This is a genomic window from Bacillus sp. GbtcB14 (assembly GCF_019091205.1).
Classification (GTDB): Bacteria; Bacillota; Bacilli; order Bacillales; family Bacillaceae_G; genus Bacillus_A; species Bacillus_A cereus_AG.
The window spans coordinates 375,138-399,059 of record NZ_JAGXJT010000003.1; the positions used below are offsets into that span (position 1 = coordinate 375,138).

Genomic DNA, 23,922 nt, shown 5'->3' on the forward strand with positions numbered 1-23,922 from the left:
GAAAGTCCTCATATTTTTCAATAAAAAAAGGCTCCACATAAGGAGCGCTCAATAAAAACAAATGAATTAAAACAAATAACAGACAAGTATAATATACAATATTAATTATTTAACATCAATATATTTAGATTTATAATTTATATTGGTATCGATTTTATAAAAAAGGTACGATTAAAAGACACGGCTGAAATAAAGGGGGATTATAAGTGATCATATCAGATGTACTATACGGAGAATTTGAAGTGGATCCAGTAGTAGAAGAATTAATCTTAAGTAAGTCTGTGCAAAGACTTAAAGGTGTTCATCAAAATGGCGCAAGCTACTTAATGAACGAGAAGTGGAATGTAACGCGCTTCGATCATTCAGTCGGGGCTATGTTGTTAATTAAGAAACTTGGTGGTTCAGTAGAGGAACAAATTGCAGGTTTACTGCATGACGTATCACATACTGCTTTTTCTCACGTGATTGATTACGTTTTTGATAACGAAAATGAAAGTTATCATGAAGAGATATTTAGTTCTGTCGTGAAAAACTCAGAAATTCCAGCAATTCTTGCGAAATATGGTTATAACTATGAGGACATTTTGTTAGATGATTCGAATTGGACGTTACTCGAAAGGTCAGCGCCAGAGTTATGCGCAGACCGAGTGGATTATACGTTACGGGATATGTATACATATGAGTATATTTCGTTAGAAGAAGTTCACAGTTTTTTAGAGGATGTCATCGCTGTAGATGGGAAAATGGTTCTTCAAAGTATCGAAATGGCCGAGTGGTTTACAGAAACGTATTACAAAGAAGTAATCGATTTCTTTATGAAGCCAATGAATATTTACGGGAATGATATGTTAGCGAAAACGTTAAAGTTAGCTCTTCATAAAAAGGTTATTCATGCAGATGATTTTCTTCTTGAAGATTACGAGCTTATAGTGAAATTACAGCAATGTAATGATCCGGAAGTGCATGCTTTATTAAGCAAAGTTCATCCGAATGTAAAAGTAAAAGAAGATAAAAACGACTATGATTTATATCAGAAAAATAAAGTCCGCCTTATTGATCCTCCATTACTTCGCGCGGGTGAAGTTGTTCGATCGTCTATTGTATCGGAAAAAATAAAACAGGTGAGCGAGATCGCTTATGAAAAAGCAGTGAGAGGGATGTATGTGAAAGTGATTTCTAATTAGTTTATTTAGAATAGGAAAAGGTGTCATCAATTATGATGACACCTTTTCGCTTTAAAGGGTTGTTCGTATGGAAATGTGTTACATTTTTACGATACACCTTTATTTTACCAGAAAACCCCCTTTTATGGTAAAAAAATAAAATTGTAAAGTTTTCCATTAAAAATAATTTGTGAAAAAAGTACTAATTTTTAATGTGACAAAAATAATAATTTTTTCAATAATTCATTTGTAATCTTTCGTTCTTTATATATAGATTTTACTATTTTATAAGATAATTTAAAGATTTTTGTCGTTTTTTGTTGTAATTTTTATATTAAGATAAATATAATGTTCGGAATTAGCTATTATAACAGAAAATTTTTAAAAAACCAGAATTGAATCATATTGCTTATTTTAATATAATTTATTTGTTAATTAATAACATATTTAGGGTATGATTCTTTATTGCGGCGAGAATTCTTTTTACATAGGGGGATTTACAGAATGGTTAAAACAGCGAAACATGAAATGCTACATGAATTAAGAGAAACAGTTTACAGATTCTTTCCGAAAAATGTTATGAAAGAAGAAGAGTTGTACGAGGAATCTAAAGAGTATAAAAAGTTTGTAGACTTAAAAGAGCGCTTTATAAAAAACGAAAGCTCACAAAAGGAAATTTTGTCTGTAATCGATTCAACATTTTGCGATTATCATGTTTCAGATTGTACAGATTTAAACTTATATAATTGTTTAGAATATAACGTGTTGTTAAATGGAAAAGAACTGATGTTAAATGATGATATTGATTGGATACGGAAATCAAGAGGTGAGCGTCTTGATTTAGGGATTTTTGTGAGCTTGCTTGATAAATATTATTATTACTACGTATTAAAAACAACATATGATGAAGAGCTAAGGGAATGGATTTTTGAGACGATTGATGTAGAAATGGATAACATTTGTAAATTTGAAAAACTAATGAATACAAAAGGGTTTATAAGAATAGAACGAGAGGTTGCTAGAACGGCAATTCCTGATATAGAAACGGAATGTTTACGTATGGGGGAAGTTAACGTATTTCATGCTTTATTCACGGATTCTGTTAGTGAGATATAGGGTTTAGATTATTAAAAAGGTTGTGTAGCTATTTGCTACACAACCTTTTTTGATTAATAATCAAACCAATTCCAAACCTCAATATCTCCAAGAGTCGCATAACGTACGTGCGGGGAGTTTTGTAGTTTTAATAATTCTTTTGACGGCCCAGTAATGACAATGCCGTATACTTTTACACCGTTATCTTTTACATACTGATAGCGCTTATCTAAGTTCAGATCTTTTTCACGAGTCCAAGTAGTTTTACTTACAATTTCTTTATTTATAGAAAGAATACGCATCATTTCGCTTACTTCATCTTCTTTTGTGTGTAGCTTTTTTGTTTCATTTTCAGGAAGATTTATATGTTCTGGAAATCCAATAACCTCTCCGCTATGCAAGATAAAATCATTTTCGTTTATTCTTTCTTGCCCTGTGTCTAAAGCGTACCATATAGGAGTTGGTGGCATTTCTTGTGCTTCAAATACGCTATATAGAATTGATTCGACTTCTTGTAAAGTGTAAGCTTTATCGAAAGATAGCGCTACTTCTGCAACGGTCCCCTCATGTATCTTTCCAAGTGTATCCCAAACTTTTTTAGATGATTCTTTCAAAGAAGCTTCTTCCCTGATTTTTGGATGAACAAAGGAAAGTTTTTTTGAATAGGATCTGTTTGCCCAAGATTGATTTGTGACAGTTACAGATGATAAGAAACTACGCGTTGTTACTGTCCCAATTGGAAATTCTTTTTTGCCGACCGTTTTAAATAAATTCATTTCATTTTCTGTACGGAAAAAGGGTTTAACCTTCGTACTTCCCATAGTGGAACGACTATTTGGCATTGTCGCTTCTAGTGCGAGTGCTGGAATCTCATTTACTTCAGTTAAGTTTTTCATATTGTTCGAATAGAAGTAAAGGGAAGATGAGAAATGACCGATAAAATAGATTGCTATACAAACAGCAAGGACAAAACTAACGGTTTGCCAACGCTGTTTCCATTTTATTTTCCAAAACGGGACTTTAAGATTTTGTGGTGGTAGTCTTTTCTTGATCGGCTCACTCTTCGTAAGCAATTCATCCAAATACACTTCACATTCCTCACAAGTTTCTATATGACTTTCTAACTCTTCCTGTTCATCATGCGTGAGCGTTCCTTTTTCGTACTTCTCCCATAGTTTTTTAAATTCTGTACACCCCATCTGTATCACTCCTTTATGTTTCTCGTTTCTTTTCGTCCGCGGTGTAATTCAATTTTCACTTTCGCTAATGAGAGACCGGTCATTTCTGCTATTTCCTTATACGAGAATCCGTAGTAATCTCGTAGTAGCAGGACATTTCGTCTTTCGAGCGGAAGAGAGGATAAACTTTCGAACCAACTAGCAATCTCATGTTTTACGAAATATTCATGTTCTGTACTTGGCACGTTTGGTAAATGGAATTCTTCCACTGTAGTTGTTTTATATCTTTTTTCTTTTCGATACCAATCGATAAAGGCGTTGTAGGCAATTGTAAATAACCACGGTCTAATTTCTTCTCCTTTATAATAGTCAATGTGGACGAGCATTCGATAAAATGTTTCTTGCATAAGATCTTCCGCGTAGTGGGAATCTCCGGTTAGGGAGAGAAGATAGCGAAATAAATCTTGCATATGTTCTGAGTAAATTTCTTCTAATGATTGTTTGCGTTTCACTACATTTCCCTCCCTTCATACATAACAACGAAATACATATAAAAAAGTTACATTTGTTTTTAAAATTATAGTAAAAAACGTCAAGAATTGGATAGGATTCTCTTTTATCATAATACATATAAGGCGGGTGAACAGAGATGGAAAGCTATGAAACACAAATTCAAAGGTCAATTGATTATATTGAAGAAGATGTAATGGAAAAACAGACGCTGCGTAATTTAGCTCGCATTGCAGGTTTTTCTGAGTCGCATTTTCATCGTGTATTTCAGGCGTTAGTAGGTGATACAGTAATGGAGTATGTTCGAAAGAGGAGGTTAGCCCGGGCAGCTTATCAACTTTCTCATACGGATGAAAAAGTTATTGATATCGCATTTGAGCATGGCTTTCAATCTCATGAAACGTTCACGAGAGCCTTTAAAAAATTATTTCAAATGACACCAAGTGAATATCGAAAGCAAGAAATAGAAACACCGATGTATTACAGCGTGAATGTAAAGCAAAGAAAATTAAATCCGTATTTAGGGGGCATACAAATGGAATATCGTATTGTAAATAAACCAGAATTTTTAGTGGCGGGTTATGAACTGAAGACGACAAGTAAAGAAGGGAAGAACCATCAAGACATTCCAGCATTTTGGCAAGAATATTTACAGAAAGATCTTGGAACGACGATTCCGAATCGTAAAGATACGAGCCAATGGGTAGAGCTTGGATTATGTACTGATTTTAATTTAGAGAAAGGGGACTTCACTTATATTATCGGAATGGAAGTTACAGGTTTTGAAAATGTACCAAATGAAGTTGCAAAGCGTACTTTCCCAGCAGCGACATATGCTGTATTTACAACGCCGAAAGTTCCTCATGAAGAAATGGTATCGTCTATTCATCAAACTTGGAATGCTGTGTTCTCAGAATGGTTCCCGCATTCAGGGTACGAACATTGTGGCGTTACAGAGTTTGAACTATACGATGAGCGTTGCCACGAAGATAAGAGTGAGTTCGCTCAAGTAGAGCTTTGGATACCGGTGAAGAAAAAATAATAGAGTGAGAGCGAGTCATTGAGAAATGGTTCGCTTTTTTATAAAGGGGGAATGGGACGATGTTCAAAAAACTAGAATGTGTATCTATACATACGAAGGATATAAAAAGATCCGTTTCTTTTTATAAAGAAATGGGAATGGAGCAAAACTGGGTTATAGAAAGAGAATTAGAAGAAGGGGTTATTTGGACGTTAATAGGATTGAAGTTTCCAGATGTGAAAAGTTCGGAGTTAGTAATAAGCAATCATCCGGATATTCTTTTTACGGAAGTCGAAATATTAGTAGAAGATGTGCAACAAACATATGAAAGTTTAAAAGATAATAAAGATGTAAAATGGATTCGTGAACCATTTCCAACAGAATCAGGACACGTTGCGGTAATGGAAGCACCTGATGAGAATGTGTTTGTGTTAGTAGGAAAATAGCTGAAATATGGAGTGACCTTTCATAGTGAGTTATGAAAGGTTATTTTTACTTTGTATAGCAGGGAAAGTAGGTAGTGTTGTCGGTTTTTGTCGGTAAGTCGATATATTTAGAAAATCGCCGGTATAATTTCATATACCGCTAAAACAACTCAGAAAGATGGTCTACATAATTTCATTTATCACTGAACTCTCCCAGAATAGAAAAAAAGAAAAGACGCTACACAGCGTCCTTCCTACGAATGAAACGGGAACACAAGTATAATTGTCGTTCCTTTTCCTAGTTCGCTATCGATAGAAATCGTTCCGTTATGAGCATGAACAAGTTGTTTCGTAATAGCGAGGCCAAGTCCAGTTCCGATGTTGCTTTCTTCTGTATTTGTTCCTCTGTAATATCGCTCAAAGAGAAGTTCTTTCGTTTTGTCATCCATTCCTTTTCCGTTATCTGAAATAGAGAGTGTAAATGAAGTAGCGTTTTGGGAAAGTTTTACGCTGACATTTGTCGTTTCATTATTATGTTTTACAGCGTTTACTAGTAAATTTTCGATAATACGCTGGAACCATTTTTCTTCAATGAAATATTGAATTTTGTTTGAGCTCGGCACGAATTCAATATTTTGATTTTGAAGTGTCGGGTTATTAATGAATTGTAATAATACTTTTTGAACGAATTGATTCATTTCAATGTTTACGTGCTGAGCAGGAAGACTATTATTTTTTAATTGATACGTTAAGCTTAAGTCGTCAATTAATGTAGTCATATATTGAGATTTTTCTTTCATAACGCTGCCGAATTGTTGAATGTCACGATCGGTCCAGTTGTACTGTTTTGATTCTAGTAATAATGCATAGCCGTATATAGAACTAAGTGGCGTTTTTAAATCGTGCGTTAGACCGGTAATCCATTCTTCACGTGTTTGCTGCAGTACTTGCCTCATCGCATCATTTTTTTTGAGTGTAATAGAAAGGTGTTCTAGTGAATTTGTAACATCACTAAATAAGCGGAATGACCATTTTTCTTTACCAGATTTTCTGAACCGGATAGGTTTCCCTTTTTTACTAACAGGTTCTTCGTACTTTCCACCAGCGATGTTTTTAAGCCAGCGCATCGCATGGAGTAACGGTTTTCCAAATTTATTACCGTACCAAATAGAAAGAATGACTAAATAAACAAATACGATAAGAAGGATTAATCCGCATCCGATTAGAAACTTTTTAGTAAATACATCGTCTATTTCATCATCTGGGTAGTAGTGCTCATTTTTTGCAGTTACAACAAGAAGATGATTGCTATTTGTGTCGTAAAAGCTAGACGTGTTTTCTTTATGATTCCACGGTTCTTTTTCGCTAAGAGCAGCTTGTATGACAGAAAACGTTTTTTTCTTTCCATTTGGATAGGAGAATACTTCTTCGCCGACGCTATTAAAGATTTGAAGCGTTGCTTTTTCTTTGGAAAGTAACTGTTGTTCTTCTTCTGTTAATGTGAACGAATCCGTAGATACAGAAGGGTGCGCTTTCTGTATTGTTTTTAGTAATACATTGCTTTTTAACATACCGCCGTAAATAACAAGTACGTTCTTTTCTTCTAATTCAATTTCCCAATATGTAAATGTATAAGGGCTTTCTATATGATTCTGTATATATGAGAATAAAGATGCCTTCGTATAAGATGTTGGTACGTCACTCGGCGTATTAAAGTGATAGAGAACTTTTCCATTTTCCTCTACAACTTGAATCCAATCATTTTTTTCTTTAATTAAGTCTTTTACTTCAGCTTTTAACGAAATATCGCCATCTTCTGAAGAGATATATCTTGCAATCATAAAATTATCAGCATCTGGAATATTCGGTTCGTATGAAGTACTCGTAACAAGGAAAATTAAATAAGTGAAAGCAGCTACTACAGCAACCAGTAATGTAACTAAAACAAATACGTGTTGCAGGATAAACTGTATAATAAGTCGTTTATTAAAGTTCATATCGTCACCCTACTTTGTAATGAACTTATAGCCAAGTCCGCGAACAGTTTTTATATATTCTGGTTTACTTGGGTCTTGTTCAATTTTTTCACGTAGTTTTCGAATGTGGACCATAACGGTATTGTCATCGCCATTGTAGGCAGGTGCTCCCCAAACTTTTTCGTATATTTCTTCTTTCGAAAATACATAGTTCGGATTCTCGCAAAAGAAGAGTAATAGCTGAAATAGCTGGGCGGAACATTCGACAATACGTCCATTTACTGTAAGTTCTGCGGAATGTTGATCAATTGCAAATCTGCCAAATGAACTGGAGTGTGCTTTTTGTTCGTGCGGCATTGCTTGTTTCATATGTCTTCGAAGTTGTGCTTTCATACGAGCGACTACTTCAAGTGGATTAAATGGCTTCGTAATATAATCATCTGCACCGTGTGAAAATCCAGATATTTTATCTAAATCAGATGTTTTAGCTGTGAGGAAGAAGATAGGGCAATCTGTTTTTTTTCGAATGATTGGACAAATATCAAAACCAGACTGACCAGGAAGCATGACATCTAAAATAATTAAATCGTAATCGTTTTGTTCAGTGAGAGATAAAGCTATTTCAGCCGATGTTGCAGTTGTAATATGAGAAAAACCTTCTTTTTCAAGAATGGTAGTTAGTAATTGTAAAATTGCTGTTTCATCATCAACGAGCAAAATATTTGCTTGATACATAAAGAATCCCTCCTAATTTCCTCGAATATCATATCATCTTTCTGTAACTTATGGAATTTTTAAGGAAATTTTAAGGTTTTCTTTCTCAAAAAATTAAGAATCAAATGATATGATAAAAGTAACATAGGGGAGGAGATGAGTGTGAACCCGTTTCAAACGATGCGAGCTAGATATTTTTTAATTGTATTTGCACTATTAACTTTAGTAGTTAGAGGCAGTAATGAATTGATAGAAAATACATTTCATATGCAAAATTCTTCTTTTATAAATATCCTTATATTCTATATTCTTCCGATTGCGTGGATCTTTTATGAGTATAGAAAACACCGTGTTTCATTTTCATTATTTATTAATAAAAATGAAACATTTAACCTGGTGCAAGTTTTATACATTACGATTATGTTATGCGTGTTTAGTTATGGGTATCTTATTTTGTACATGTATAGCTTTGCATGGATTACACCGGAATTTATTATGAACGCGTTACGTGAACCGATTATAGATAGTACAGGGGGATATGTATATCAAGTTATTATGGTCGTATTCATCGCACCGATTATTGGTGAATTTGTTTTTCGGGGATTTTTACTGCAACGCTTTGCAGCAAAATGGGGAACGAGTATAGCGATCATTGTTGTAGCGCTATTGTTTGCGTTGTTACACGTTGATTTCCTAGGTGCAGTTGTATTTAGCGTTGTACTATCAATCGTATATATTCGTACGAATAGCTTACTCATGCCAATTGCTATTCACATGTTAAACAATGCATTTGTAATCGGCGTTTCTTTTCTAATAAATAAAGAAGAGATAATGAGTTTTGCAGATTTCTCAAATTATACGACCTTCTTTCCAGGACTTATTATTTTTATAGCAGGATTAAACTTAGTACTCATCTTTTTACTTGTTAACCGCAAATATTGGAATAAAGAAATGCCAGCTATATATGTAGAGCAGGAAACGAGTTTTTCAGATGTAGTGGGGGATAAGTAAGATGAAGAAGACGATTGAAAAAATATTGAAAGACATTATAGATTCTACGTCTATTACAGATATATGTGATAAAAACGTTTGCCATTGGCTTCAACCTGTAGTAGATACGATTGTGTTTCCAGAGTATTACTTATTTTCTAGTACTCATTTAAAAGAAAATATTATTTCTCTTCTTATTGTGTTAGGGGTTTTACTAATATTTGGTCTAGTTGTAGAAGAAATGATGAAGCGCATCTTCAGAAAAAATGAAGAGAAGTATATGTGGGTTCATAAAATATTCGAGAAAGTAATAGTGGCTTTCCTATTGTTTTATAGTATGAAAACAATCATTTACTTTATAGCTTTGAAACATCATTAATTCTAAATTTGAAAGGGATGTATAAAATTATATGAATGAAACAATATCATCAAATAAGTTTTTTTATTTGATTTTGCTTAGTATTGTGCTGATAACGACAGTCAATGTTATTCTTCGCTGGGAGGAAGCTTATTTCTTCATGTATTTAGCACTTCATTTGCTAGGAATATTATGTATAAGCGGCGGAGTAGTTGCTGAAAAAAAGAGTGAAGAAAGCGTTAATTATATGTGTGTGACCGGTCTTATTTTACTTTTAGCTGTACAAGGTATTATGAAATATAGTTCTTTTTCTTTACAAGATTTTAGTTTATTAATGGATGTACTTCCTTAAGGGGACCCGTTATGTTATCTAAGAAGCAAATAGGATACGTACTAGTTTTAATTGGATTTTTTACGCTTATTGTAACGACTTTATTTTTTCAAGACTATGAATATATACGCTATATAAAAGGCGCTGGTTTAATATGTTGGGTTATAAGTACGTTTCTTATCCCAGAGTATGAACCGAAGAAAGTGTCTAAAGGTAGGTAAAGCTCTTCTTTATGTAGAAGAGTTTTTTTATATAATTAGAAGGATCTCGAGCAATTCGCTTAATAAGCTTGTTCTAATTTAGCATGTACGAACTTACAATAATAATAGACAGGCAGCATAGAGGAGGGAATAGCGTGAGGAAGGTTATTGGGTGGTCGCTTTTTTTGTACGTTGGGTTTGCGTTGCTTATATATTGGTATTTATTTGGATGGAATCATGAACTGATTCCGGACATGTATAAAGGAACGAGTGCAGATCCAGAAACGTTTATGAATGCAAGAGAGCTTACGCTAAGCCAAGAGTATTCGCGCGTGAAAAATTTGCTATACTTTTTAGCGACGCCTCTTGAATGGATTATTTTATTATTTGTACTTGTGCTCGGTGTTTCAAGAAAGTTTGAGAAATGGTCGAAGGAAACGACGAAAATAAGCGTCCTGCAAGTTGCGATTTATTTCTTTTATTTATCGCTACTCACAACAGTTCTTGCCCTGCCGATGCAATGGATTAGCCGAAAAGTGTCCGTTGATTACGGTATTTCAACGCAAAGTACACAAAGCTGGATAAAAGATCACGTTATTGGTTTTTGGGAGAGTTATGCGACTATGCTAATCGTAGTTACCGTTCTGTTATGGCTTATCCGTAAATTCCCGAAGAGATGGTGGCTAGCAGGCTGGGCACTCTCTGTTCCATTTACAATCTTTTTAACGTTCATACAGCCTGTCGTTATTGATCCACTTTATAACGACTTCTCGACGCTGAAAAATAAAGAATTAGAAACGAAAATTTTAGCGATAGCAGACAAAGCCGAAATTCCAGCTAAACATGTATATGAAGTAAATATGTCGGAAAAAACGAATGCGTTAAATGCTTACGTAACAGGAATTGGCCCTAACGCCCGTATTGTAATGTGGGATACAACGCTTAAGCAATTAAAAGATAAAGAGATTTTATTTATAATGGCCCATGAAATGGGGCATTACGTTATGAAACATATATATTGGGGCGTTGCGAGTTATGTACTGCTATCGTTTATAGGGATGTATCTCATTAGTCGTATTATCAATATGTGTATTCGAAAATGGGGGGATACGCTGCAAATTTCAAAAGCAGCATGTTTCTCAATTTTACCTTTATTTTTCTTAATTTCTTCTCTACTCTCTTTTGCATCACAGCCAGCAACAAACTATGTTTCTCGTATAGAAGAACGAGCGGCAGATCAATATGCTTTAGATATGACGAAAGACGGGAAATCTGGTGTAAAAACGTTTCAATATTTATCAAAAACGAGTTTAAGCCAAGTAAATCCGCCTGCGTTAGTGAAGTTTTTCTTATACACACATCCACCAATTTTCGAAAGAATTCATACGTTTGAACAATATGAGAAACAAAGCAAAAAGAAGTAGCGATTATGCTACTTCTTTTTTTATAGAGATATAAGTTCGATATTGGGAATATTTATCATTGCTTTTTATTGTGATTTTGTAAATAATAAGCTATAAAATTCTAAAAATCTATATATAAAGGAATAAAGGTGGAAATATGTATTTTTTACAAAATTTAAAAGTAAAACATAAATTATTCTTACTTATCTCATTAGCAGTTTTGGGCATGACAATTATGAGCTGTGTAGCAATTAATTCTATTAATAAAATTAAGTACGATACAGAGATTGTAGTAGATGATTATCAAAATTCTGCAGTTATATTAGAAGGAATGCTTCGTACACAAAATTCACTAGAATATAACTTACTAGAATTAATTACAACGTCACAAAATGAGGGGACAAATAAAGAGGGGATTATTAGTAATGTTGAAAAGGATCTTAAAAAATATGATTCTTTATTAAAAGAATATGATGATGGCGTTAATTTAAGTAAGCAAGAGGATGAGCTGTTTCAGAAAATGAAGAAATCTTTGCCAAGTTATATGGAGACATATAAGAAGTTGTTTGAAAAGGCGAAGGTAACAAACGAGCCACAAATGGTAAACGAATTTCAAAAGGACTTAAAACCGAAGGGAGTAGAGTTAGCTGGCTATGCGGTGGATCTAGAATCGTATGTTTCAAACTTAGCTGATCAAGTATTTAAGGATTCTCAAAAAATGATAGATCGGTCCGTTATTACTTTTATCATTCTTGTAGTAGTTACTACAATTGTTATATGTATAGTAAGTTATATTATTAGCAGGCTTATAGTTGCTCCTTTACAAACGGTTAGTCGTATGATGGAAAGAGCAAAAGAAGGGGATTTAACTGTACATGGTGAGTATAATGCTAAGGATGAATTAGGTGTATTAGTAAGTGATTTTAACGAAATGATTACAGGGCTAAGAACAAATATGCAAGAAGTAGAGAATAATATTCAGCTTTTATTCCAACATGCAGACGGAGTAGTATCTGCATCGGAAGTATCTAGTGGTGCAGCGAAGGAAATAACGATGGATATTGAAGAAGTTGCAAATGGTGCAGAGAGCCAAATGCAAGCAATGGAACAAACTGCGGGTGCGATGGAAGAGTTGACACAAGGAATGCAGAGTATAGTGAATACATCATCCGCTGTAAATGAATTGTCTGCTCAATCAGCATTAGATGCAGAGAGTGGCAACAAATTAATGAAACAAATGATTCAACAGATGGATACAATCCAAAATTCAGTACATAACGGTGTGAAACAAGTAGAGACTATGAAAGAACAATCAGAAGAAATTGTTAAAATCATTGATGTTATGCAAGGTATTACCTCTCAAATTAACTTATTAGCATTAAACGCCGCAATTGAGGCTGCACGTGCTGGGGAAAGTGGAAGAGGATTTGCAATTGTGGCAGATGAAGTAAGAAAATTAGCAGAACAATCTAGTGATTCTGCAAAACAAATTGAGAAGCTTATTACTCAAGTTATGGGAACAACGAACCATACGGTACATATGATGGGGAAAGTAGATAATGAGGTACAGGCAGGTACACAAGTAGTAATGCATACAGAAAAAGTATTTGGAAAAATTACAGAAAAAGTACAGCAAGTATCTGAGCAAATTCAAACGGTATCTATGTCTACAGATGAAATTGCAACGAGTAGTGAAGAGATTTCGGCTTCTGCAGAAGACATGGCTCAAATTTCCCAAAGATCATCTGATCGAACTGATAGGGTAAAAGAGTCTATTCAACAGCAAGAAAAATCTGTTCAAGAGATCTCGGTTTCAATTGAACATATGCATAACGCAGCAGGAGAATTAAAACAAATAGTTGCTCAATTTACTCTTCAAAAGTAGTAGTATATTTCAGTTTTAATATAGAGAAATTCCTCTTAATAGATAAAAAAATCATCCTATGTAAAAAAGGATGATTTTTTTATGGGAATTTTGTGCGGCTATCACTTATTATATTCTAATTTTTTACAATTTTCCGATTGTACTATATAATAATACGTAATGTTTTGGAGATGTTTCGTTTGTAAAAAATAGATTATAGGAGGAGAGAAAGGGTGTTCAATAAAAAATCAATGCCGGCTATAAAAATGATCCTTTCGATGTCTATTTTCGGATCAATTGGATTTTTTTCTGTTCAAACAGGTTTACCGTCTTTTGAATTAGTATTCGTTCGTTGCATTTGTGCGACTATATTTTTAGCATTATGTGGGCTCGTAACAGGACAGTATAAAAGTGAGAAATGGAATAAAAAAGAAATAATACAAATATTAGCATGCGGTGTATTTCTCGTTTTTAACTGGGTATTTCTATTTAAAGCGTTTGAAGTTATGTCGATTACAATTGCGATTTCAGTGTACCACCTTGCACCTATTATCGTATTAATGATTGGTAGTATTGTATTTAAAGAGAGACTTACAGTATTTGCGGTTATGTCCATTGTCATTTGTTTTATAGGTACAGTTTTAGTAGCTGGAGTAGATGGGAGTTCATCGCTTGAAAAACTGATGTCATCTGGAATGGTATGGGCGCTTCTTGCAGCTGTATTTTATGCTTTTACCACTTTATTAGGAAAAGGAATTCAGCATACGAGCGCATATGCAATGACATTTTTACAAACGTTTTTAGGTATATTTTTATTGCTACCATTCATAGATTTTGGCAAGTTTCAAGGGTTAACAGAGATGAACTGGATGATGATCACAGCGACAGGACTTATACATACGGGATTTGTATATTACTTATTTTTTGACAGTTTAAGAGGTTTATCGACGAGATTAATTTCTGTATTAGTGTTTTTAGATCCTGCGGTTGCAATACTATTAGATACAGTCTTTACTGGATTTAGACCGACTAGTATGCAAGTAGTGGGGATTATCCTTATATTTGTAGGGATGGCATTTACTTTTCGCAAGGGAACAGAGAATGAATTATCGATGAAGGAAAGTGCTACTTTATAATTTGAATGAAACGATATTGAAAAGACGCAAATATATACTATTTGCGTCTTTTTGTGTCAATAAAGTGAAATTTAAAAATGTAAAGGAGTTCACAAAGAGATTGTAGAATTTTTAATATATAGCACCTTAGATGTGACAGCTTCCTTTTTGAAATAAGAAAGAAGGAGGTATAAAGCAGAGAGGTAGTCGAAATGGTTCTTCTAGAAGATTTGTATTTTATCTTACATTCACCAACAAATTAATACTCCTGAAATAATGAAGTTCATTTTATTTGAAGATACTTCATATGTAGTATGGATAACTTCGTATTATCTATTATTTTTCTATTTAACATAAAATAGAAATAGGGAGAGAGGACAATGAAGAAAAAAATATTGGGTGTAATGATGATCGCGACAATGGTAGGCGGTATATTTGCAGGAACGAATGTGGCGCCGGTAAAAGCGGAAGAATATCCGGAAATGATTGTATTTGATGATGTTCCATACGGATTTTGGGCATATGATGCTATTTTAGACTTAGCTTATAATAAAATAATAGTTGGATACGGAAATGGAAAGTATGGTGTTGGAGACCTTACAACACGTGAACAAGTGGCTGGAGTTATTTACAAAACACTTGAAATGAAAGACGAAGGGGCAATAGCGAATCCATACAAAGATATTTCTGGCAGTTCAACTGATTTCCAAAAGGAAATTTTAGCGCTAACAAAACGTGGTGTTTTTAAAGGTGATGCAAACGGAAACTTTAGACCGAAAGCACCAATTACTCGAGCTGAAATGGCAGTAGCGCTTCAAAAGGCATATACTTTCGAAGCAAAACAAAAGCATACATTTAAAGATGTACCAAAAGGACATTGGGCAGAAGCGGCAATTAGTGCACTGCAATCTAATCAAGTTGTGACAGGAACTGGAAAAGGTATGTATGACTTAAATCGCCCTGTACCGAGAGAACAATATGCTCAATTTATAAACAATGCGATTATTAATTATCATTTGAAAGAGGATTGGAAATAGCGTGAAATAGGAAAGCACAAATAGAACTATTTGTGCTTTTTTGTTTGTTTACAGAAGAATTATTATTCGTTTTTGTGTATTTTTATCGTTGTACATGAGCTTTATAATCAACTCCGTAAAAAAGATATGATGTGTAATATGATTCACAAAACTGTCACGAAATGTGTCGAAAAATCTATTGTCACTATACCATTTGTTATGTATATTTTAAAAAAAACATATACATATTGGGGAGATAATTTGATGAGCAAAAAATTATTAAAAACAGCTACGGCATTAACAATTATGGGTGGGGTGTTGTTCTCAGCAGAGAGTAACAATGTAAAAGCAGAAAGTGCACCGTTACAAAATACAAATCCAATTGTATTTAAAGATGTACCAAAAGGACATTGGTCAGAAGAGGCAATTCATAATTTAGCGGCAAACGAAATTATTTTTGGATATGGGGATGGAATTTTCGGTTTTGGAGATGACGTAACACGTGAGCAAGTTGCAGCTTTAATTTATCGTGTATTTGATATAGAAGAACAAGATGAATATGAAAACCCATATGGGGATATCGATGAAAACTCAACAAACTTTATTGAAGAGATATTAGCTTTAACGGAACTAGAAATTTTTATGGGAGACGAGCATGGAAACTTTAGACCGAAAGCAACGTTAACTCGAGCTGAAATGGCGCAAGTTCTTACGAATGCTTTTGATTTACAGGCGAAGGGATCTCATACGTTTAATGATGTTTCAGCAAATTCATGGGCAACAAATGCAATTAGTGCAATTCAAACAAATGGTATTACAGCGGGAATCGGAGATAATAAATTCGGCCCATCCATGAAAGTAAAAAGAGAACAATACGCACAGTTTTTATACAAAGCAATTTTGCATGACGTGGAACAAGGACAGCAATAAGCTTTAATTAGTAAATCGGGTTTTGGGAAATAATACAAAAGGTCATTGTTGTATAACAGTGGCCTTTTTGTATGGAATAAAGCTTGAAAGAAAGGTATTTTGAAAAAAACGAAATGAATTTTCGAAAAAAACTTCCTTTTCTGAAGATTTGTTATATAATATAAAACATAAAATCAAATCTGTTATAAAACAGTTTAAGAAGGGGATGCTAATATGTCGACGCAAACTTCACGGGTTACACTCGTGGGAGAAATGTTACCAGCGTACAACGAAATATTGACACCTGAGGCGCTTAGTTTTTTAAAGGAACTACATGAAAATTTTAATGAGCGCCGCATAGAACTTTTACAAAAGCGTGCGGAGAAACAAAAGAGAATTGATGCAGGAGAGTTTCCGAAGTTTTTAGAAGAAACAAAACACATACGTGAAGCGGATTGGACAATTGCTAAATTGCCAAAAGATTTAGAGGATCGCCGCGTAGAGATTACTGGACCAGTAGATAGAAAGATGGTTATTAATGCTTTAAATTCAGGAGCACATCTTTTTATGGCGGATTTTGAAGATTCGAATTCACCAACTTGGGAAAATGCGATTGAAGGTCAAATAAACTTACGAGATGCAGTACAGGGAACGATTTCACATAAAAATGAAAACGGGAAAGAATATCGTTTAAATAGTAAAACAGCTGTATTAATTGTGCGTCCAAGAGGATGGCATTTAGAAGAAAAACATATGCAAGTTGATGGGAAGAATATGTCTGGTAGCTTAGTAGATTTCGGACTTTATTTTTTCCATAATGCGAAAGCTCTTGTAGCAAAAGGAAGCGGTCCATACTTTTACTTACCGAAAATGGAAAGCTATTTAGAAGCAAGGTTATGGAATGATGTTTTCGAATTTGCTCAAAAATATATCGGTATTCCAAATGGAACGATCAAAGCAACGGTGTTACTGGAAACGATTCACGCTTCGTTTGAAATGGATGAAATTTTGTATGAGCTTAAAGATCATTCTGCTGGGTTAAATTGCGGAAGATGGGATTATATTTTCAGCTTTCTAAAGAGTTTCCGTAATCATAATAAATTTTTACTTCCAGATAGAGCGCAAGTCACGATGACGGCGCCGTTTATGCGCGCGTATTCTTTGAAAGTCATTCAAACATGTCACCGCCGTAATGCGCCAGCTATTGGAGGAATGGCAGCGCAAATTCCGATTAAAAACAATCCAGAAGCGAATGAAGCAGCTTTTGAGAAAGTGCGTGCAGATAAGGAGCGCGAAGCTTTAGACGGTCATGACGGGACTTGGGTTGCCCATCCGGGACTTGTACCAGTCGCGATGGAAGTATTTAATCACATTATGAAAACACCAAATCAAATTTTTAGAAAACGTGAAGAGATACATGTTACAGAAAAGGATTTATTAGAAGTACCAGTGGGAACGATTACAGAAGAAGGGCTTCGCCTAAATATTAGCGTAGGCATTCAATATATCGCATCTTGGTTAAGCGGACGAGGAGCAGCACCAATTTATAACTTAATGGAAGATGCGGCAACAGCGGAAATTTCTAGAGCACAAGTATGGCAATGGATTCGTCATGAAGGTGGAAAGCTAAATGATGGCCGTAATATTACGCTTGAACTGATGGAAGAACTAAAAGAAGAAGAGCTAGCAAAAATAGAAAGAGAGATTGGTAAAGAAGCCTTTAAGAAAGGGAGATTCCAAGAGGCGACAACGTTGTTTACAAATCTCGTTCGGAATGATGAATTCGTACCATTTTTAACATTACCGGGTTATGAAATTTTATAAAGTGAAAAGGGGATGGAATATATGAAAAACGAAAGAATCGAGAAATTACAAGAGAGCTGGGAATTAGATAAGCGTTGGAAAGGGATCACACGCCCATATTCGGCAGAAGATGTAATTCGTCTGCGCGGGTCAATTGATATTGAACATACGTTAGCGCGCCGTGGTGCTGAAAAGCTTTGGACGTCGCTTCATACAGAAGACTATATTAACGCACTTGGGGCATTAACAGGAAACCAAGCGATGCAGCAAGTAAAAGCTGGTTTAAAAGCAATTTACTTAAGTGGGTGGCAAGTAGCTGCGGACGCGAACCTTTCTGGACATATGTATCCAGACCAAAGCTTATATCCAGCGAACAGCGTACCTGCTGTCGTAAAACGAATTAATCAAACGCTGCAACGTGCTGATCAAATTCAGCATATGGAAGGAAGCGATGATACAGATTATTTCGTGCCGATTGTAGCAGATGCAGAAGCAGGATTTGGCGGACAATTAAACGTATTCGAGCTGATGAAAGGTATGATTGAAGCAGGTGCATCAGGTGTGCACTTTGAAGATCAATTATCTTCAGAGAAAAAATGCGGTCATTTAGGCGGAAAAGTATTGTTGCCAACGCAAACAGCAGTACGTAATTTAATCTCGGCACGCCTTGCTGCTGATGTAATGGGAGTGCCGACAATTATCGTTGCAAGAACGGATGCGGATGCAGCAGATTTAATTACGAGCGATATCGATCCAGTTGATAAAGCATTTATTACAGGTGAAAGAACTCCAGAAGGATTTTACCGTACGAAAGCAGGTCTTGATCAAGCAATTGCACGTGGTTTAGCATACGCTCCTTATGCAGATCTCGTTTGGTGCGAAACGTCTGAACCAAATTTAGAAGATGCAAAACGATTTGCAGATGCAATTCATAAAGAGCATCCAGGAAAATTGCTTGCATACAATTGTTCACCTTCATTCAACTGGAAACAAAAACTAGATGAGAAAACAATTGCGAGCTTCCAAAAAGAAATCGCATCTTACGGTTATAAGTTCCAGTTCGTAACACTAGCTGGATTCCACTCATTAAACTACGGCATGTTTGAATTAGCACGTGGCTATAAGGAGCGCGGCATGGCAGCGTACTCTGAACTACAACAAGCAGAATTCGCAGCAGAAAAACACGGCTACTCTGCAACTCGTCATCAACGCGAAGTAGGAACAGGTTACTTTGATGAAGTAGCGCAAGTTATTACAGGCGGTACTTCATCAACGACAGCATTAAAAGGATCTACGGAAGAAGCACAGTTTACGAAATAAAAGGAAGGGGCACCTTTTGGAATGGTGCCCCTTGTTATTTTCTGAACGATGCGAGAGTAAACGAAAATATATCAACGATTTTTTAATATATCGACTTACCGACAAAAAAAGACGATATGATTAAATCCACTCTGCTCGATGATTACGAATAAACTCCATATCTTTTTCATAATGTTCTAAATGTCCGTCATCAATCATTCTTTGGAAATTCACATCGCCTTCTTGTGCTTTTCTTTTCATATATATACATAATGCTTCTAATCGTAGTAACACCATTCCTAAGTAATCTTCATCCATACGTTTACCGTAGGACTGGACAAACAATTTCACTCTTTCTTTCATACGGCCAGCATGTTGTGGTGAGTCATAATGAACTGCTTCACTTGATTCTGTATAATATACTCTACTTAAAGGCACACAAGTATAAAGCGTATAAGCGATATCCCAAATTCTTGGACCAGGAGCAGCAACATCGAAATCAATAATGCCTACTGGTTTTTCTTGATTAAAAATAATGTTATATATAGCAAAATCATTGTGGCATAAAACCTCAATGTCATTAGGAGTACAATCCATCGGTTGCCATTCATCTGATAAGGGGAAATCACTTACCGCATCATGATAAAGGCGGAGCATCTTTGCTATTTCTTTTAAAACAGCATTAGACCACATATATTTTTTTAACGGATAATTCCCAGCTTCGCCTTCAATAAAGGATAAAATCTCTCTATCTTTTTCATCTACGCCTAAAAACTTTGGAGCATGATGAAACCCTTTGTTTTCTAAGTGTTGTAATAATGTATGAATTTTTGCACTACCTGGCTTTAATTCTCGCCGAACAGTATTTTCGGAACGATACACATTTGATACATTTCCCCCTGTAAGCTTTTCTTCGTTGGTGTAGTTTGACATATAATCCCCTCCAATATAAAGACTGTACGATTATATTGTAACACTTCAGAACAAGGGATATAATCGTATTCAAATGATGTTTGTATCTACTTCATAGTGAAATTCGCACATGCTAAAATCAATTATTTACGAATGTACAATCAATTTAATTTGTCAGTTATTTTCAAAAAAGATTGTACATTTTATTTTAATGTGCTATGATAGTCCCAGTTGAATAGTTAAATTAAGCAATCCATATGTTATCAAGTGCTGAAAACGAACGAGAAAAAGTATGTGAGAACTAGTTGATGTTTCGTATTTGATAATGTGTGGATTCTTTTTTTAGACAGGAAGACTAAAAATTTAAAAATTTGTATTTTCTTAGGAGGAAATAATCATGGCAGTAACAGGACAAGTAAAATGGTTTAACAACGAAAAAGGCTTCGGTTTCATCGAAGTTCCAGGCGAAAACGATGTATTCGTACATTTCTCTGCAATCGAAACTGAAGGTTTCAAATCTTTAGAAGAAGGTCAAAAAGTTAGCTTCGAAATCGAAGAAGGTAACCGTGGACCTCAAGCTAAAAACGTAATCAAACTATAATTTTATAGTTTATTATGGAAAAAAGGATGGCTGCTGCCATCCTTTTTTTTTGTTGTAATATACGAGCATAATGATTATATTAGGGGAAAGCGGGGGATGTATATGATGGAAAAGTATACAAATGAAGTAATACTCGATGTTCGTAGGGGAAATGAAGAAGACTTACACAATACGATTGAAGAGATAAAAGCGTATGCGAAAACTTATGAACATGATAAAGTGACGTTAATTGATTTGAAGAAATCACATTCTCTTGTTTTAGATGAGGAGCGATATATAGTTCTATTACAAGTTGAAAGAGATACAGAGAATCTTGGAAGAAAATATGAATATGAAGAAGAAAAAATAGTCGGTTTTTTTGAGGACGAAGAAGAATAAAAGGCCTTCCAAAAATGGAAGGTCTTTTATTCTTCTTTTTCAACTTTTTTCTTCTCACGTTTTTTACATTCAGAGCATTTTGATTTACGAAAAGGTTTTGCAAAAAATAGTAGTATGAAAAATAAGCCGAATATAATACTAGTTGAATTTTTCACGATCACAATGCTACTATTTTTCATTTGAATGGTTGGTTGCATTTCTTTTTCTTCCATAGTAGGACCTCCATATATTGGATTTTCCTTTTAATTATAGCAAAGTTAATTGTCGTAATGATGCGAAATGAGGAAGCAATTGTAAATATTTATTGATAGTATAAATACATTTTATGCAGATTTTATCCCTAAATCACTATATAGTCGTTTTATAATTTGAAAGATATTTGACAAATGATAAAGTATTGTAAAAAAGCGGAATCTGTAAGCCATTTCCTTTTCATAGATGCTAAAATTATATATGCAGCTGCTAATATAAATGGAAAAAAGGAGACAGTAGAATATGGAAAGTAAAGTAGAACGTTATGTTGAAAACTATGTTGTAAATAAAAAAACAATGGCCTTACTTCCTGTTATTCTAAGTGAGAAAAGAATTGTGACACGAGTTGTTGAGATGGAGGATTCTTTTTTCGTATTTCAAAAGCCACTAGATATTATAGAAAGAAGTTGCCGCAAGCATGGCTCTAGTTTCTTAGGCAGAAAAGAAGGAACGAAAGAGTTAACTCATATTACACATAAAGCACCAATTGCGATTAGTCCAACAGATCAACTTTATTTTTTCCCTACTTATTCTTACTCTAGAAAAGAGTGCGCTTGGTTGTCGCATTTTTATATTGAAAGCAATAAAGAGTTGAAAGATGGAAATGTCATTGTTAGATTTATAAATGGCTTTGCTGTGAAATTAGAAATATCAAAAAGTAGTTTTGAAAATCAACAAAATCGTACAGCGAAATTGCGTACTGAATATGAAGATCGTAGAAAAAAACAAGGAAATCCTTCCTTCAAATTAATTGATAAAAATGAGGAATCTAGATTAAAACCAGCATATGAGAAAGTGTATGTTGTGAAAGAAGGCGAAGTTTGAAAGGATGGGGGAACCCCCATCCTTTTCCTTTTCAGTTTTGTCGGTAAGTCTATATAATTTCATTTGCCGAGAAAAATGCCCGAGTAACGACACGTCTTGTCGAATATTGAAAGATTATCATAGCTAAATAATGAAGGAATTCTAATGAGAGGTATGGAAACTTAATAATTACATCTCCATATGTCGTATCTACCATTTCCTCTTTCATATAAGCGATGATACAGTAGAGGTAGTACTTAGAGTAAAGGGGTAAAGTGTAGAATGGATTTTCAGACAATCAAAGAGTATTTTTCACCAGAAAATATGGATCATATTGTTGAAAGCTATAAAGCGTTCGGACCACTTCTTGGTATTGGTTTACCGATGATAGAAGCGTTGATTCCGGCATTGCCACTCATCGTATTTGTACTGGCGAATGCTGTTGCATTTGGATTTTGGCTCGGTTTTCTTTATTCCTGGCTTGGATCAGTAATGGGTGCCTTACTTGTTTTTTTCATTATCCGCCATTTTGGCCGAAGTCGTTTCTTTTCTTTTGTAAATAAGCATGAGAGAGTACGAAAGGCAATGGGATGGATTGAAAGGAAAGGGTTCGCACCGATTTTCGTCATCTTTTGTTTTCCGTTTACACCGTCTGCGCTTATAAATGTTGTCGCTGGTCTATCTCGCATTAGTGTAAAACAGTTTGGCCTTGCGCTCGCGTTTGGAAAACTTGTGATGATTTTTATTTTAACGTATATCGGTCATGATTTAATGTCATTTATTCATAATCCGGTGAAATCAGTCATTGTAGCGATTGGCATTTTTATTTTATGGTATGTTGGTAAAAAAATCGAAGTAAAGTTAGAACTACAGTAAGAATAGTCTTCTTTATAATTGCAGGCTTCATTATTAAAGGATAAGGGGAGAAGCGGATGAAGAAAACTTTGAAAAAAGAAGGCATAGAGTGGATACGAACAATTTTAATTGGTGTATTATTAGCTGTATTTTTTCGAACGTTTTTCTTTTCAACGTACGTTGTAGAGGGGAAGTCAATGATGCCGACTTTGCAAGACGGCAATATGCTCGTTGTAAATAAGGTGAGTTATCAAGTAGGGGATTTGAACAGGTTTGATGTTGTTGTGTTTCATGCGAATAAAAAAGAGGATTATGTAAAACGAATTATCGGTTTACCTGGGGATCAAATTGAATATAAGCATGATAAACTATATATAAACGGACAATTTGTGGATGAACCTTATTTAGAGGCGTATAAGAAAGAGACAAATGGACGGCAACTAACAGGTGATTTTACATTAGAAGAATTAACGAAAGAGAAGTTTGTACCACCTGGATACATTTTTGTAGTAGGTGATAACCGCCTTGGGAGCTGGGATAGTAGACACTTTGGATTTGTAAAAGCTGATACAGTTGTCGGTAAAGTTGATTTACGATATTGGCCAATTCAAGAGGTGCAGACAAATTTTTCAAAAGGTTGATATAATAGATAGAAGTATAGAAAAAGGCAAACTACTCCGTTTGTCTTTTTTCGTGTCCTATAATACAATTATAGTAGCAAACTAACGTTCGTTATGTAAGTGAAAGGTG

General features: G+C 34.7%; 26 protein-coding genes. 20 read left to right on the top strand and 6 right to left on the bottom strand.

The window, feature by feature from the left end:
- Positions 1-206 precede the first annotated feature (206 nt).
- Together KVT31_RS10850 and KVT31_RS10855 are read left to right on the top strand one after the other, a co-directional pair.
- Complete coding sequence (locus KVT31_RS10850) at positions 207-1,184, top strand: HD domain-containing protein (RefSeq protein ID WP_088095474.1); 978 nt, start codon at positions 207-209, stop codon at positions 1,182-1,184.
- 483 nt (positions 1,185-1,667) lie between these two features.
- Positions 1,668-2,279 (top strand): hypothetical protein, encoded by a 612-nt coding sequence (locus tag KVT31_RS10855; protein WP_088095475.1) that lies wholly within the window; start codon positions 1,668-1,670, stop codon positions 2,277-2,279.
- Between the two features lie 53 nt (positions 2,280-2,332).
- On the opposite strand, the gene KVT31_RS10860 is transcribed toward KVT31_RS10855, so the two are convergent.
- Both KVT31_RS10860 and KVT31_RS10865 read right to left on the bottom strand, forming a co-directional pair.
- Positions 2,333-3,457: an anti-sigma factor gene (locus KVT31_RS10860; protein WP_088095476.1), complete on the bottom strand. Its 1,125-nt coding sequence runs from the start codon at positions 3,455-3,457 to the stop codon at positions 2,333-2,335.
- Positions 3,458-3,462: 5 nt separating this feature from the next.
- Positions 3,463-3,948, bottom strand: a complete 486-nt coding sequence (locus KVT31_RS10865) for an RNA polymerase sigma factor (protein WP_088095477.1) — start codon at positions 3,946-3,948, stop codon at positions 3,463-3,465.
- A gap of 137 nt (positions 3,949-4,085) precedes the next feature.
- On the opposite strand from KVT31_RS10865, the gene KVT31_RS10870 reads away from it, so the two are divergent.
- Together KVT31_RS10870 and KVT31_RS10875 are read left to right on the top strand one after the other, a co-directional pair.
- Positions 4,086-4,988, top strand: coding sequence for an AraC family transcriptional regulator (locus KVT31_RS10870; protein WP_088095478.1), 903 nt, complete (start codon positions 4,086-4,088; stop codon positions 4,986-4,988).
- A 59-nt stretch (positions 4,989-5,047) separates the two neighbouring features.
- Complete coding sequence (locus KVT31_RS10875) at positions 5,048-5,413, top strand: VOC family protein (protein ID WP_088095479.1); 366 nt, start codon at positions 5,048-5,050, stop codon at positions 5,411-5,413.
- Positions 5,414-5,646: 233 nt separating this feature from the next.
- Here the strand turns inward: KVT31_RS10875 and KVT31_RS10880 are convergent, their stop codons facing one another.
- On the bottom strand, positions 5,647-7,389 hold the full coding sequence (locus KVT31_RS10880; protein WP_088095480.1) for a sensor histidine kinase: 1,743 nt from the start codon (positions 7,387-7,389) through the stop codon (positions 5,647-5,649).
- 9 nt (positions 7,390-7,398) lie between these two features.
- Positions 7,399-8,103: a response regulator transcription factor gene (locus KVT31_RS10885; protein ID WP_088095481.1), complete on the bottom strand. Its 705-nt coding sequence runs from the start codon at positions 8,101-8,103 to the stop codon at positions 7,399-7,401.
- Positions 8,104-8,238: 135 nt separating this feature from the next.
- On the opposite strand from KVT31_RS10885, the gene KVT31_RS10890 reads away from it, so the two are divergent.
- The 11 genes from KVT31_RS10890 to aceA all read left to right on the top strand — a co-directional run bounded on the left by KVT31_RS10890 (position 8,239) and on the right by aceA (position 19,391).
- The gene (locus tag KVT31_RS10890; RefSeq protein WP_088095482.1) at positions 8,239-9,093 is read left to right on the top strand and encodes a CPBP family intramembrane glutamic endopeptidase; all 855 of its coding nucleotides are present in this window, start codon (positions 8,239-8,241) and stop codon (positions 9,091-9,093) included.
- 1 nt (position 9,094) lies between these two features.
- Positions 9,095-9,451 (top strand): hypothetical protein, encoded by a 357-nt coding sequence (locus KVT31_RS10895; protein ID WP_088095483.1) that lies wholly within the window; start codon positions 9,095-9,097, stop codon positions 9,449-9,451.
- A 31-nt stretch (positions 9,452-9,482) separates the two neighbouring features.
- Positions 9,483-9,782 carry a hypothetical protein gene (locus KVT31_RS10900; protein WP_088095484.1) on the top strand — a complete coding sequence of 100 codons (300 nt, stop codon included), beginning with the start codon at positions 9,483-9,485 and terminating at the stop codon, positions 9,780-9,782.
- 11 nt (positions 9,783-9,793) lie between these two features.
- Positions 9,794-9,982, top strand: a complete 189-nt coding sequence (locus KVT31_RS10905; protein ID WP_088095485.1) for a hypothetical protein — start codon at positions 9,794-9,796, stop codon at positions 9,980-9,982.
- Between the two features lie 134 nt (positions 9,983-10,116).
- The gene (locus tag KVT31_RS10910) at positions 10,117-11,385 is read left to right on the top strand and encodes a M48 family metallopeptidase (protein WP_140392378.1); all 1,269 of its coding nucleotides are present in this window, start codon (positions 10,117-10,119) and stop codon (positions 11,383-11,385) included.
- Positions 11,386-11,521: 136 nt separating this feature from the next.
- Positions 11,522-13,249, top strand: a complete 1,728-nt coding sequence (locus tag KVT31_RS10915) for a methyl-accepting chemotaxis protein (RefSeq protein WP_088095487.1) — start codon at positions 11,522-11,524, stop codon at positions 13,247-13,249.
- Positions 13,250-13,461: 212 nt separating this feature from the next.
- Positions 13,462-14,364: a DMT family transporter gene (locus KVT31_RS10920; RefSeq protein WP_088095488.1), complete on the top strand. Its 903-nt coding sequence runs from the start codon at positions 13,462-13,464 to the stop codon at positions 14,362-14,364.
- A gap of 359 nt (positions 14,365-14,723) precedes the next feature.
- Positions 14,724-15,380, top strand: coding sequence for an S-layer homology domain-containing protein (locus KVT31_RS10925; protein ID WP_088095489.1), 657 nt, complete (start codon positions 14,724-14,726; stop codon positions 15,378-15,380).
- 129 nt (positions 15,381-15,509) lie between these two features.
- Positions 15,510-16,289, top strand: a complete 780-nt coding sequence (locus KVT31_RS10930) for an S-layer homology domain-containing protein (protein ID WP_140392381.1) — start codon at positions 15,510-15,512, stop codon at positions 16,287-16,289.
- A gap of 213 nt (positions 16,290-16,502) precedes the next feature.
- Positions 16,503-18,092 carry a malate synthase A gene (gene aceB / locus KVT31_RS10935; protein ID WP_088095490.1) on the top strand — a complete coding sequence of 530 codons (1,590 nt, stop codon included), beginning with the start codon at positions 16,503-16,505 and terminating at the stop codon, positions 18,090-18,092.
- A 21-nt stretch (positions 18,093-18,113) separates the two neighbouring features.
- Positions 18,114-19,391 (top strand): isocitrate lyase, encoded by a 1,278-nt coding sequence (gene aceA, locus KVT31_RS10940; RefSeq protein WP_088095491.1) that lies wholly within the window; start codon positions 18,114-18,116, stop codon positions 19,389-19,391.
- A 120-nt stretch (positions 19,392-19,511) separates the two neighbouring features.
- Here aceA and KVT31_RS10945 read toward each other — a convergent pair whose 3' ends face one another.
- Complete coding sequence (locus KVT31_RS10945; RefSeq protein WP_088095492.1) at positions 19,512-20,303, bottom strand: phosphotransferase; 792 nt, start codon at positions 20,301-20,303, stop codon at positions 19,512-19,514.
- A 376-nt stretch (positions 20,304-20,679) separates the two neighbouring features.
- Between KVT31_RS10945 and cspA the strand changes: the two genes are divergently transcribed.
- Both cspA and KVT31_RS10955 read left to right on the top strand, forming a co-directional pair.
- Positions 20,680-20,883, top strand: coding sequence for an RNA chaperone/antiterminator CspA (gene cspA / locus KVT31_RS10950; protein WP_000301522.1), 204 nt, complete (start codon positions 20,680-20,682; stop codon positions 20,881-20,883).
- Between the two features lie 102 nt (positions 20,884-20,985).
- Entirely contained in the window at positions 20,986-21,261 is a 276-nt protein-coding gene (locus KVT31_RS10955) for a hypothetical protein (RefSeq protein ID WP_088095542.1), read from the top strand.
- A gap of 26 nt (positions 21,262-21,287) precedes the next feature.
- On the opposite strand, the gene KVT31_RS10960 is transcribed toward KVT31_RS10955, so the two are convergent.
- Positions 21,288-21,473 carry a hypothetical protein gene (locus KVT31_RS10960; protein WP_088095493.1) on the bottom strand — a complete coding sequence of 62 codons (186 nt, stop codon included), beginning with the start codon at positions 21,471-21,473 and terminating at the stop codon, positions 21,288-21,290.
- Between the two features lie 283 nt (positions 21,474-21,756).
- Here KVT31_RS10960 and KVT31_RS10965 point away from each other — a divergent pair, with 283 nt between their 5' ends.
- From KVT31_RS10965 to lepB, 3 genes are all read left to right on the top strand, one after another.
- The gene (locus tag KVT31_RS10965; RefSeq protein WP_088095494.1) at positions 21,757-22,338 is read left to right on the top strand and encodes a competence protein ComK; all 582 of its coding nucleotides are present in this window, start codon (positions 21,757-21,759) and stop codon (positions 22,336-22,338) included.
- 261 nt (positions 22,339-22,599) lie between these two features.
- Positions 22,600-23,193: a TVP38/TMEM64 family protein gene (locus KVT31_RS10970; protein ID WP_043936619.1), complete on the top strand. Its 594-nt coding sequence runs from the start codon at positions 22,600-22,602 to the stop codon at positions 23,191-23,193.
- A 56-nt stretch (positions 23,194-23,249) separates the two neighbouring features.
- Positions 23,250-23,813 carry a signal peptidase I gene (gene lepB, locus KVT31_RS10975; protein ID WP_088095496.1) on the top strand — a complete coding sequence of 188 codons (564 nt, stop codon included), beginning with the start codon at positions 23,250-23,252 and terminating at the stop codon, positions 23,811-23,813.
- Positions 23,814-23,922 lie beyond the last annotated feature (109 nt).

What these genes read in the sequence shown, in the direction of transcription:
- KVT31_RS10855 (WP_088095475.1), top strand. Translation starts at nt 1,668, where the DNA reads ATGGTTAAAACAGCGAAACATGAAATGCTACATGAATTAAGAGAAACA.
- KVT31_RS10860 (WP_088095476.1), bottom strand. Translation starts at nt 3,457, where the DNA reads ATGGGGTGTACAGAATTTAAAAAACTATGGGAGAAGTACGAAAAAGGA.
- KVT31_RS10870 (WP_088095478.1), top strand. Translation starts at nt 4,086, where the DNA reads ATGGAAAGCTATGAAACACAAATTCAAAGGTCAATTGATTATATTGAA.
- KVT31_RS10875 (WP_088095479.1), top strand. Translation starts at nt 5,048, where the DNA reads ATGTTCAAAAAACTAGAATGTGTATCTATACATACGAAGGATATAAAA.
- KVT31_RS10880 (WP_088095480.1), bottom strand. Translation starts at nt 7,389, where the DNA reads ATGAACTTTAATAAACGACTTATTATACAGTTTATCCTGCAACACGTA.
- KVT31_RS10885 (WP_088095481.1), bottom strand. Translation starts at nt 8,103, where the DNA reads ATGTATCAAGCAAATATTTTGCTCGTTGATGATGAAACAGCAATTTTA.
- KVT31_RS10890 (WP_088095482.1), top strand. Translation starts at nt 8,239, where the DNA reads ATGAGTGTGAACCCGTTTCAAACGATGCGAGCTAGATATTTTTTAATT.
- KVT31_RS10895 (WP_088095483.1), top strand. Translation starts at nt 9,095, where the DNA reads ATGAAGAAGACGATTGAAAAAATATTGAAAGACATTATAGATTCTACG.
- KVT31_RS10900 (WP_088095484.1), top strand. Translation starts at nt 9,483, where the DNA reads ATGAATGAAACAATATCATCAAATAAGTTTTTTTATTTGATTTTGCTT.
- KVT31_RS10905 (WP_088095485.1), top strand. Translation starts at nt 9,794, where the DNA reads ATGTTATCTAAGAAGCAAATAGGATACGTACTAGTTTTAATTGGATTT.
- KVT31_RS10915 (WP_088095487.1), top strand. Translation starts at nt 11,522, where the DNA reads ATGTATTTTTTACAAAATTTAAAAGTAAAACATAAATTATTCTTACTT.
- KVT31_RS10925 (WP_088095489.1), top strand. Translation starts at nt 14,724, where the DNA reads ATGAAGAAAAAAATATTGGGTGTAATGATGATCGCGACAATGGTAGGC.
- KVT31_RS10930 (WP_140392381.1), top strand. Translation starts at nt 15,510, where the DNA reads ATGTGTAATATGATTCACAAAACTGTCACGAAATGTGTCGAAAAATCT.
- aceB (WP_088095490.1), top strand. Translation starts at nt 16,503, where the DNA reads ATGTCGACGCAAACTTCACGGGTTACACTCGTGGGAGAAATGTTACCA.
- aceA (WP_088095491.1), top strand. Translation starts at nt 18,114, where the DNA reads ATGAAAAACGAAAGAATCGAGAAATTACAAGAGAGCTGGGAATTAGAT.
- KVT31_RS10945 (WP_088095492.1), bottom strand. Translation starts at nt 20,303, where the DNA reads ATGTCAAACTACACCAACGAAGAAAAGCTTACAGGGGGAAATGTATCA.
- cspA (WP_000301522.1), top strand. Translation starts at nt 20,680, where the DNA reads ATGGCAGTAACAGGACAAGTAAAATGGTTTAACAACGAAAAAGGCTTC.
- KVT31_RS10955 (WP_088095542.1), top strand. Translation starts at nt 20,986, where the DNA reads ATGATGGAAAAGTATACAAATGAAGTAATACTCGATGTTCGTAGGGGA.
- KVT31_RS10960 (WP_088095493.1), bottom strand. Translation starts at nt 21,473, where the DNA reads ATGGAAGAAAAAGAAATGCAACCAACCATTCAAATGAAAAATAGTAGC.
- KVT31_RS10965 (WP_088095494.1), top strand. Translation starts at nt 21,757, where the DNA reads ATGGAAAGTAAAGTAGAACGTTATGTTGAAAACTATGTTGTAAATAAA.
- KVT31_RS10970 (WP_043936619.1), top strand. Translation starts at nt 22,600, where the DNA reads ATGGATTTTCAGACAATCAAAGAGTATTTTTCACCAGAAAATATGGAT.
- lepB (WP_088095496.1), top strand. Translation starts at nt 23,250, where the DNA reads ATGAAGAAAACTTTGAAAAAAGAAGGCATAGAGTGGATACGAACAATT.